This window comes from Phenylobacterium sp., assembly GCF_004299445.1.
GTDB lineage: Bacteria > Pseudomonadota > Alphaproteobacteria > Caulobacterales > Caulobacteraceae > Phenylobacterium.
Window position 1 is genome coordinate 116,453 of the sequence record NZ_SCTC01000043.1, and the last position, 9,632, is coordinate 126,084.

General features: G+C 69.9%; 9 protein-coding genes. 5 read left to right on the plus strand and 4 right to left on the minus strand.

Translation table 11 applies throughout. The annotated features are described in order from the left end of the window. Positions 1-8: 8 nt before the first annotated feature. The 4 genes from EPN98_RS12070 to EPN98_RS12085 are packed head-to-tail and all read left to right on the plus strand — an operon-like array spanning position 9 to position 4,105. The gene (locus EPN98_RS12070; protein ID WP_293362949.1) at positions 9-2,393 is read left to right on the plus strand and encodes a M20/M25/M40 family metallo-hydrolase; all 2,385 of its coding nucleotides are present in this window, start codon (positions 9-11) and stop codon (positions 2,391-2,393) included. A 36-nt stretch (positions 2,394-2,429) separates the two neighbouring features. Further along, positions 2,430-2,879, plus strand: a complete 450-nt coding sequence (rpiB, locus tag EPN98_RS12075; protein WP_293362950.1) for a ribose 5-phosphate isomerase B — start codon at positions 2,430-2,432, stop codon at positions 2,877-2,879. A 32-nt stretch (positions 2,880-2,911) separates the two neighbouring features. Then, positions 2,912-3,262, plus strand: coding sequence for an arsenate reductase (glutaredoxin) (gene arsC / locus EPN98_RS12080; RefSeq protein ID WP_293362951.1), 351 nt, complete (start codon positions 2,912-2,914; stop codon positions 3,260-3,262). Between the two features lie 36 nt (positions 3,263-3,298). Beyond that, positions 3,299-4,105 carry a hypothetical protein gene (locus tag EPN98_RS12085; RefSeq protein WP_293362952.1) on the plus strand — a complete coding sequence of 269 codons (807 nt, stop codon included), beginning with the start codon at positions 3,299-3,301 and terminating at the stop codon, positions 4,103-4,105. Positions 4,106-4,167: 62 nt separating this feature from the next. On the opposite strand, the gene EPN98_RS12090 is transcribed toward EPN98_RS12085, so the two are convergent. Next, a complete protein-coding gene (locus tag EPN98_RS12090) occupies positions 4,168-5,250 on the minus strand; it encodes a Zn-dependent alcohol dehydrogenase (protein ID WP_293362953.1) in 1,083 nt (360 codons plus the stop codon). A gap of 122 nt (positions 5,251-5,372) precedes the next feature. Between EPN98_RS12090 and chrA the strand changes: the two genes are divergently transcribed. Beyond that, on the plus strand, positions 5,373-6,578 hold the full coding sequence (gene chrA / locus EPN98_RS12095; protein WP_293362954.1) for a chromate efflux transporter: 1,206 nt from the start codon (positions 5,373-5,375) through the stop codon (positions 6,576-6,578). A 38-nt stretch (positions 6,579-6,616) separates the two neighbouring features. On the opposite strand, the gene EPN98_RS12100 is transcribed toward chrA, so the two are convergent. The 3 genes from EPN98_RS12100 to EPN98_RS12110 form a co-directional block, all read right to left on the minus strand. Further along, the gene (locus tag EPN98_RS12100) at positions 6,617-7,540 is read right to left on the minus strand and encodes an alpha/beta hydrolase (RefSeq protein ID WP_293362955.1); all 924 of its coding nucleotides are present in this window, start codon (positions 7,538-7,540) and stop codon (positions 6,617-6,619) included. A gap of 83 nt (positions 7,541-7,623) precedes the next feature. Then, positions 7,624-9,237, minus strand: coding sequence for a long-chain-fatty-acid--CoA ligase (locus tag EPN98_RS12105; RefSeq protein ID WP_293362956.1), 1,614 nt, complete (start codon positions 9,235-9,237; stop codon positions 7,624-7,626). 206 nt (positions 9,238-9,443) lie between these two features. Beyond that, on the minus strand, positions 9,444-9,632 hold a 189-nt coding region (locus tag EPN98_RS12110; RefSeq protein ID WP_293362957.1), incomplete at its 5' end, for a hypothetical protein.

Sequence of the window (9,632 nt, forward strand, 5' to 3'; positions counted from 1 at the left end):
ACTGAGGCGTGCTTCGTTACCTTGCGCTCCTGGTGGCGCTGATGCTGGGGTCGTGGATCGCGTTCAACGATCAGCTGTTGCCCGAGTCCCAGCCGGCCAGCGCGCCGGCCAGCGTCTTCTCGGCCGACCGAGCCTTCGCCGACGTCACGCTCCTCGCCTCAGAACCGCACCCGATCGGCTCGCCCGCCAACGTCCGCGTGCGCGACGCCCTGGTGGCCCGGATGACCGAGCTGGGACTCTCGCCTCAGATCCGCCCCGGCGTAGGCGTACAGCAGCCGAAGTGGGCGCCGGGGATGGTTGTCGCCGGCCCGGTCGAGAACGTGATCGGGATCCTGCCCGGCCGCGATCGCACCAAACCGGCGCTGGCGATCATGTCGCACTACGACAGCGTGCCCGGCTCGCCTGGCGCCGCCGACGACATCATGGGCGTCGCCGCTTCGCTGGAAGCCATCCGCGCGATCAAGGCCCGCGGCGTGCCCGCCCGCGATGTCATGCTGGTCGTCACCGATGGCGAGGAAGCCGGCCTGCTGGGCGCCAACCACTTCTTCCGGCGTGATCCGCTCGCCAAGCGGATCGGGCTGGTCCTGAACCTGGAGGCCCGCGGCTCATCCGGCCGGGTCAACATGTTCCAGACCAGCAAGGAGAACGGCGAACTCATTCGCCTCTTCCAGCAGACCGCCCAGCGACCCGCCAGCTCGTCGCTAGCCGTGATGATCTACGAGAAGATGCCCAACGACACCGATATGACCGAGAGCCTGGCCGCAGGCATCCCAGGCATGAACTACGCGATCATCGGCCGCCAGTTCGACTACCACAGCGCCACCTCGACGCCGGCCAATCTCGAGCGCGGCTCGTTGCAGGACATGGGAACCCAGCTCCTGGCTGTCGCCAGCGAGGCGGCGTTCTCGAGGGACCTTCCCGGAAAGTCGGCCTCGCCGATCTACTCGAACCTCTTCGGCGACATTGTGGTGGCCTATCCCGTCTGGTTCGGCTGGGTGCTGCTGCTGGTGGTCGCCGTGCTGCTGGCCTTCTCGGTGCGCTGGGCCCGCCATTCCGGCGAGTTCGAGGCCATGGACATCCCGCGCGGCATGGGCGCGCTGGCGTTCGGGGCGCTGGGCTCGGTCGCCGCGCTGCAGTTCGCCCGCCACCTGACCGGCTCCGGGTTCGGCTTCATCGAGCAACGGTTCCTGATGGCGCATGCCGCGCCCTGGGAATGGGCGATCATGCTGCTGTCGCTGGGCTTCCTGATGCTGTCGGCGGGCGACCTGGCCCGGGGACGGCGCTGGATGGCCGCGGTGCCGGTACTGTTGGGGCTGGGCTGCTCGGCCTTCGGCGAATTCGACATGATCGGAGCCGTGACCGGCGTTCTGGCCGGCGTCCTGGGGCTTTTCGTCTACAAGACCCGCACCACCCGCAAGGGCGCATGGGCCGGCGTGCTGGTGCTGGGCTTCGTCCTGGCGATCATCGTCCAGGCGGCGTTCCCGGCGGCCTCGTATGTACTGGTCTGGCCGCTGCTGGCGGGCGCCATCGGAGCCGCGGCCACGGCGCTCAGCGCCCGGCGCGGCGTACTGCCCACCGTGCTCCTGGTCGTTCTGGCCGCCGCGGCTCTGGGCTGGCAGGGCGGCATCTCGCATTTCGCCTTCGAGGCCATGGATCTGATGCCGCTGTTCGGCATCCAGATGGTCACGGCGGGCCTCGTGCTGTGGCCGCTGGCCCAGCCGGACAACGGTGCGCAGAAAGGGCTCGTCGTCGGCATGATTCTGCTGGCCGGCGGGCTGACGCTGACGCTGTTCATCCGCTCGGACGAACCCTGGTCGCCGCGGTTCCCGCAGGTGAGCTACGTGGGCTATCTGGTCGATCAGGACACCGGTAAGGCTTGGCGCTACGCCCCTAAGGTCGACAAGACGTCCTGGACCCGCAGCGTTCTGGGCGCCGAAGGCGGCTCACCCACGCTGATGAAACACTGGGCCTGGCGCAATCCGCAGCTGGCTGTGGCCGCGCCGCCGGTCGCCGAGACCGCGCCCCAGGTGACGCTGGTGAAACAGGCCGACGGATCGGTGCGCCTGAACGCCTTGCCTCCGGCCGGCGCGCGCACGTTGGCGCTACAGATCCGCGCCAGCACCGCGGCCCAGGCCAACAGCCTGTCGGGCGTGCCGATCACGCTGGCGCTGCCGGCGGGCGAATGGGTCAAGGTGAACTGGCAGGCGCCCGGCAATGGCGTGGAGCTGATCATACGCCCCAGCGGCCCCGGCCGCCTGGACGTGCGATATGTGGCCGGGCTGGAGCGTTGGCCGTCCGGCGTCGCGCCCCTGCCCGCCCGCCCGGCCGACGTCATGGCCTGGGACACCTCGGACTCGACCTGGGTGGCCGGCACTCGCGCGTTCAGCTGGTGATGGCGTTGGGGGCAAGGCTGGCGCTATAGGCTCGTCATGACCGCCAACAACCGTATCGTCCTCTCCAGCGACCACAGCGCCATCGCCCTGCGACAGGTCATCGCCGCGCACGTCGAAGCGCTAGGCTGGGTGGCCGTCGACATCGGGCCCATGACCCCCGAAAGCACGCCCTATCCCCAGCATGGCGAGGCCGCGGCGCGGCGGGTCGCCTCGGGCGATTGCCGCTTTGGGATCATCCTCTGCGGCACCGGCCAGGGCATCATGATGGCCGCGAACAAGGTCAGGGGCATCCGTTGCGGCGTGTGCGGCGACACCTTCTCCGCCCGCATGATCCGCCAGCACAACGATGCCAACATGATCGCGCTGGGCGCGCGGGTGATCGGCGAAGGGCTGGCGCTCGACATCGTCGATGCGTTTCTCACCGCTCCGTTCGACGGCGGCCGGCATGCGCCGCGAGTGGCGATGATCGACGCGCTGGAGGGGTAGCCCGCCGGCGCGCGAAGGGTTATCCCGCCGCCATGAGCGACGTCACGATCTACCACAACCCCAGCTGCGGGACCTCGCGGAACACCCTGCAGCTGCTGCGCGACAAGGGCGTCGAGCCCAAGGTCGTCGAGTATCTGAAGGTCGGCTGGACGCGCGAACAGCTCGAGGATCTGCTGAAGCGGATGGAGCTGGGCGCGCACGACATCCTGCGGGTGCGCGGCACCAACGCCGAAGCGCTGGGCCTGACCGATCCCAACGTGTCGGACGAGGCGATCATCGCCGCGATGATCATCGAGCCTGTCCTGGTGAACCGTCCGATCGTGGTGACGCCCAAGGGCGCGGCGCTCTGCCGGCCGGCGGACCTGGCCCTGTCCCTGCTCTAGCTTGCGCGGCGGACCGCTTCGCGCCTAGGTCCCGGTATGACAGTCACCACGGACACGGTCGGGTTCGTTCGCCGGATCGTCGCCGGCTGGACAGAGCAGACCGACCAGCACCCTGTTTACGACCTCCTCCGCCTTCTGGGCCGGTGGCGCTCGCACATGCTGGCCAACACCTTCATCTCGCTGCAGGGCGGCGCGGTCATCTGGGGCGGTCCCTTCGCGGGCATGAACTACGTACGGCGAGCGACCGAAGGGGCGCTGATCCCCCGGCTGTTGGGGACCTACGAGTCCGAGCTCCATCCCCACCTCGCCGCCTTTGCGGCTGAGGGGCCCGACTGCGTGATCGATGTGGGGTGCGCGGAGGGCTACTACGCCGTCGGCCTGGCCCGGATGATGCCGGGCGTCGTCATCCATGCGCACGACATCGACGAGAAGGCGCGGATCGCGTGCGCCGACCTCGCCGCGCGCAACGATGTGGCCGACCGCGTGATCGTGGGCGGCGAGTTCAGACCGCAGGACTTCGAGGCCTTCGCCGGCCGTCGCGTCCTGGTGATGGTCGACGCCGAGGGCGCCGAGCTGGATGTGCTGCGCCCCGACCTGGCGCCGGCCCTGGCGCAGATGAGCCTCATCGTCGAGACCCACGATGGCTACCGGCGGGACGCCCTGGCGACGATCCGCGCGCGGTTTGAGCCGACCCACGACATCGTCCAGGTGGACACCGGGCCCAAGGTCCTGGACGGGCCGCCGTGGATCCGGAACCTGCCCCACCTGGACCAGCTGCTGGCGGTGTGGGAGTGGCGGGCGTTCCCGACCCCCTGGCTGGTGATGCGGCCCAAGGCCGGCTGAGTTCGGCCCCAAACGAAAAACGCCCGGCGCGAGGCCGGGCGTTTCCGTGGCCATCGCCGGCGTCAGGCGTCGAAGGTGATGACCGATCGGGCGACGGCGCCCGTCTTCATTTCCTCGAAGGCCTCGTTGACCTGGTCCAGCCGGATGCGGCGGCTGATCATGTCGTCGAGGTGCAGCTTGCCGGCCATGTAGGCGTCGACCAGTCGGGGCATGTCGACCGGGAAGCGGTTCGAGCCCATCAGCGAGCCCTGGATGCGCTTCTCGCCCAGGAAGGCGGCGCCCATCAGGCTGATGGTCTGGCCGACCGGGATCATGCCGATGACGTTAGCGGTGCCGCCGCGGCACAGCATGTTGAAGGCCTGCTCGGCCGTCGCGGCGAGCCCGATGGCCTCGAAGCTGTGCTGCACGCCGCCGCGGGTCATCTCCAGCACGGTCTTCACCGCGTCAGGGCCGCCCAGGACGAAGTCGGTGGCGCCCATGGACTTGGCCAGGTTTTCCTTACCCGGCGCCATGTCGATGGCGATGATCCGGCCGGCGCCGGCCAGGGCCGCGCCGTTGACCGCCGCCAGGCCCACGCCGCCGCAGCCGATGACGGCCACGGTGTCGCCGGGACGGACGTTGGAGGTGTGGATCACGGCGCCGACGCCGGTCATCACGCCGCAGCCGATCAGGGCGGCGCGGTCCAGCGGCATGTCCTTGCGGATCGCGACGCAGGCGTTCTCGTGGATCAGCATCTGCTCGGCGAACGACGAGAGGTTCAGGTACTGCAGCATCGGGCCGTTGGCCGAGGAGAGGCGCGGCTCTTCCTCTTCGCGACGCTTGGTCTCGGGCGAGACGCAGCGGGCCATGTGGCCGGTGACGCAGTGGTCGCAGTGGCCGCAGAAGGCCGAGAGGCAGGTGATGACGTGGTCACCCGGCTTCACGTTGCGGACTTCCGAGCCCACGGCCTCGACGACGCCGGCGCTCTCGTGGCCCAGCACGGCCGGCATCGGGTGCGGATACTTGCCCTCGATGAAGTGCAGGTCCGAGTGGCAGACGCCGGCCGCGGCGGTGCGGATCAGCACCTCGCGCGGGCCCGGCTTCCCGATCTTCACGTCCTCGATCTGAAGCGGCTTACCCACTTCACGCAGCACGGCGGCCTTCATGGCGTTTTCCTCTTCTTCGAAACAAGTGTTTGGAGAAGCCTTATCGTCGTTCAGATGGGGCTGGGAAGGCCCTATCTGCGGATCGGCTCGACAACGCCACAGTTGGATTTCATCTAAGCGCCATGGACGACGCCCAGCCGGTCCGCACTGTCACCGCCTTCGACGTCTTCGTGGCGTTCCTTCGGCAGGGCCTGACCGCGTTCGGCGGGCCGGTGGCGCACATCGGCTATTTCCGGCGCGAGTTCGTCGAGCGGCGCGGCTGGATCAGCGAGAGCGCGTTCGCCGACCTGCTGGCGCTCTGCCACTTCCTGCCAGGACCGGCGTCCAGCCAGATGGGCATGGCCATCGGGTTGCGGCAGGCCGGCCTCGCCGGCGCGATGGCCGCGTTCGCCGGCTTCACCCTGCCCGCGGCCGTGGCGATGCTGGCCTTCGCCGAGTTCGCGCCTGAGCTGATGTTCCGCTTCGGCGACGGCTGGATCCACGGCCTGAAGATCGCCGCCGCGGCCGTCGTGCTGCAGGCGGTGGTGCAGATGGCCCGCACGCTGGCCGTGGGTCCGATCCGTGCCGGCATGGCGATCGGCGCGGCGCTGGGCCTGGTGGTGGCGCAGAGCCCGGTGGCCCAGATCATGGCGATCGTCGCGGGCGGCCTGTTCGGGTTCGCGATGCTGCGCGGCGAGACGGCCGACGCCCAGCCCGACGACGCGGTCGAGATGGTCGACACCAAGAGCGCCCTGGTTGCTCTGGCGATCTTCGCGGGGCTGCTGGTGGGTCTGCCGGTGCTGGCGGCCGTCCTGCAGAACCCCGGGCTGGGGCTGGCCAGCGTGTTCTACCGCACCGGCTCGCTGGTGTTCGGCGGCGGCCACGTGGTGCTGCCGCTGCTGGAGCGCGAGGTGGTGGATCGCGGCTGGATGAACCAGGAGGCGTTCCTGATGGGCTACGGCGCCGTCCAGGCGCTGCCCGGGCCGCTGTTCAGCTTCGCGGGCTACGTCGGCGCCGCCCAGACTTACGGGCCGCGCGGCGTCGTGGGCGGGCTCATCGCGCTGTTCGCCATCTTCCTGCCCAGCCTGCTTCTCATCACCGGCGTTCTGCCCTTCTGGGATCGGCTGAAGCGCGAGGGTTGGGCGCGTGGCGTGCTGGCCGGGGTCGGCGCGACCGTCGTGGGCGTCCTGGCGGCGTCGCTCTGGGACCCGGTGCTGCTGACCACGATCAAGCGGCCCGCCGACTGGGCCCTGCTGGCCGCGGCCTTCGTGTTCCTGCATGTGGCGAAGCTGCCGCCCTGGCTGGTGGTCATCGGCTTCGCCGTCGCGACGGGAGTGTTCCTGCGCTAGCGCCGAAAGCTAACCCACGCCCGGCCAGTCAAGAACAATCAGGTTGCCTGGGCGTGCTTCGCACCCACCTTCACCGGCCAGAAGCCAGACAGCTTGGGCCAGCGGAAGGTCCAGGCGGTGGTCTTCTGCGGGATGCAGGCTTCCAGGGCCGAGAGCAGGATCTCGGCCGGGCCGTCGTTCAGGAAGTGGTTGGCGCCTTCGGTGCGGACCACGCGGATCGGGCGGCGGGTGATCGTCTCCTCGGCCAGCCTTTCGGCGGTCTCCAGCGGGGCGAAGTCGTCCATGTCGCCGTGGATCATGTGGATCGGCACGTTCACGCGGCTGAGCGCGCGCCTGGCGTGACGCAGCTGGGGCTTCTGGCCGGTGACCTCGATGACCGCGTGGCGCAGGTCCTTCGGGATCATCTTCAGCGCCTTGCCGCCCAGGTCGAGCAGCCAACGGGCGGTGGGGCCTGCCTCGCCGAAGAAGCCGGACAGCAGGACCAGGCCTGCGACCTTGCCGGGGTTCTGGTCAGCCATGATCGAGGCGATGGCGGCCCCGTAGCTCTGGCCCACCAGCAGCACCTTCTGGCCGGGCGCCGCCTTCAGAACGGGCGCCAGCGCCTCGGCCTGGACGCGGATGTCGGTGACGGGATGTCGCGGCTCGGAGCCGGCATAGCCCGGCCGGTCGACCACGATCATCTCGCGGTCCTGCGGCAGCTCGGCCAGGGTCTCGGCCCAGTACTCGGCCCACGACGGCGCGCCGGTGATGACGACGATCTTCCAGGGCGCCGGCCTGGCGCGGGGCGTCTCGAGCGCCGAGATGCGCCAGCCGTGGCCGCCGCCGGCGATGAAGCTGGTGCGGCGGACCACGTGGTCGGGATAGTCGGCGGACGTGGGGGCGTGCTCAGTGCGGCCCTTGGCGGCGGCCTCGATGGCCGCCCACCCCATCTGGATCACACCCTTCGGCCGTTTGCGAGCCAAGCCCGACCTCCATCACGTCCACCATCACCTGAGAGGGGTGAACGCGCGGTTCAAGAGGCGGTTCTGTGAGCTTTTCGTCATGGTCACGATGACGTGCCCGGCGTGGCCAGCCGGTCACGCAGTTCGCGCTTCAGCACCTTGCCGGTGGGGCCGATCGGCAGTTCGGGGACGATGCGGACCTCGTCGGGCGTCCACCACTTGGCGACGCGGGCGCCGACATGGGCCTTCACCGCCTCCGGGTCGACGCTCTGGCCTGGGCGGAGCACGACCAGCAGCAGCGGCCGCTCGTCCCACTTGGGATGCGGCATGCCGACGGCGGCGGCCATGGCCACGGCCGGGTGCGAACAGGCCGCCTCCTCCAGGTCCAGCGTCGAGATCCACTCGCCGCCCGACTTGATGACGTCCTTGGCGCGGTCCGTCAGGCGCAGGTAGCCCTGGGGGTCGAGGGTGGCGATGTCGCCGGTGTCGAACCAGCCGTCGGCGGTGAAGGCGGCCGACCCGTCCTGCTTGAAATAGGCCGAGGCCACCCAGGGGCCACGCACCTGCAGCTGGCCCGGCGTCTTGCCGTCGCGGGGCAGGAGCTGGCCGTCCTCGCCCACGATCCGCAGGTCGACGCCCCAGAGGCCGCGGCCCTGCTTCAGCTTGCGCTGGAGGGTCTGTTCCTCGGTCTCGTCGGCGTGCTCGGGCAACGCCGTGTTGATGACGCCCAGCGGCGAGGTCTCGGTCATCCCCCAAATCTGGCGCACCTTGCCGCCGAGGCGGTTCTCGATCCGGGCGATCAGTGAGGCGGTGGGCGCCGAACCGCCGATGGCGATGGTGCGCACGGACGTCAACTGACCGCCGGTCTGGTCCAGGTGGTCGGCCACGCCCACCCAGATGGTCGGCACGCCCAGCAGGAAGGTGACGTTCTCGGCCGCGATCAGCTCGCAGACGCTGGGGCCGTCCAGCAGCCGGCCCGGCAGCACCAGGGTCGCCCCCACCAGGGGGGCGGCGTACGGCGTGCACCAGGCGTTGGCGTGGTACATCTGGGCGCAGGGCATGACCACGTCGCGGGCCGACAGGTCGAAGGCGTCGGGCAGCGCCAGCGCGAGGGCGTGCAGCACCGTCGAGCGGTGGCCGTAGAGCACGCCCTTCGGGTTGCCCGTGGTGCCGGACGTGTAGCAGAGGCCGGACGCGCTCTTCTCGTCGATGTCGGGCCAGTCGAAGTCCGGGGTCTGGGCCGCCAGCAGGTCTTCGTAGACCAGCGTATCGGGCGGCGCGTGCGCGGCGTCGGTCATGGCCACGAACGTCTTCACGGTCGCCATCTTCGGGCCGATCTCGGCGACGAGGTCGTTGAAGGTGATGTCGAAGAGAAGGACCGAGTCCTCGGCATGGTCGGCGACCCAGACCACCTGATCCGGGTGGAGCCGCGGGTTGATGGTGTGCAGCACCGCGCCGATGCCGGTGACCGCGAAGTAGAGCTCGAAGTGGCGATGGGTGGACCAGGCCAGGGTGGCCACCCGGTCGCCCGGTTTCACGCCCAGCGCCAGCAGCGCCTTGGCCATCTGCTTGGATCGCGTGAGCGCGTCACGATAGCCGTACCGGTGGATGGGCCCCTCGACCGTGCGCGTCACCACCTGCCGGTCGCCATGGTAGAGCGCCGCATGCTCCAGGATCGACGGGAGCGTCAGCGGTCGGTCCATCATCAGCGCAAGCATGGGTCCTCCGAGGTTTTCCGCACAGGCTAGGGCATGGCGGGCGACGGGCGAAGCCCTGCGCGCCGCAGGCGCTGTTGAGATTCAACCACGAACCACACGAACCACACGAACATGCGGTCGCGCGCTCCGAGCTGTGGCCTGGGAGCGTTCGTGTGGTTGGTGTGGTTCGTGGTTCGAAATGGAGGGCGCTTCGCGCGGGTGGCGCGTCAGCCGGAGGGGCGCCAGGGCGGCTTCGAGGGACGCGCCGGGGTGTGATCCGGGGCCGTCGCGTGCAGGCCGGCGGTGAAGGCGCGGGCGGCGGCGTTGGCGGCGGCGACGTCTTCGGGTGTGGCGGGTTCGGGGTCGGGGAAGAAGGTGGGCGCCGGCAGGTCTCGCCAGCGTTGGGCGTAGTCGTC

Coding starts and splice junctions, on each gene's coding strand:
- EPN98_RS12090 (WP_293362953.1), bottom strand. CDS start 5,250: ATGAAGGCCGCCGTGCTGCGTGAAGTGGGTAAGCCGCTTCAGATCGAG.
- EPN98_RS12105 (WP_293362956.1), bottom strand. CDS start 9,237: ATGCTTGCGCTGATGATGGACCGACCGCTGACGCTCCCGTCGATCCTG.
- rpiB (WP_293362950.1), top strand. CDS start 2,430: ATGACCGCCAACAACCGTATCGTCCTCTCCAGCGACCACAGCGCCATC.
- chrA (WP_293362954.1), top strand. CDS start 5,373: ATGGACGACGCCCAGCCGGTCCGCACTGTCACCGCCTTCGACGTCTTC.
- EPN98_RS12085 (WP_293362952.1), top strand. CDS start 3,299: ATGACAGTCACCACGGACACGGTCGGGTTCGTTCGCCGGATCGTCGCC.
- arsC (WP_293362951.1), top strand. CDS start 2,912: ATGAGCGACGTCACGATCTACCACAACCCCAGCTGCGGGACCTCGCGG.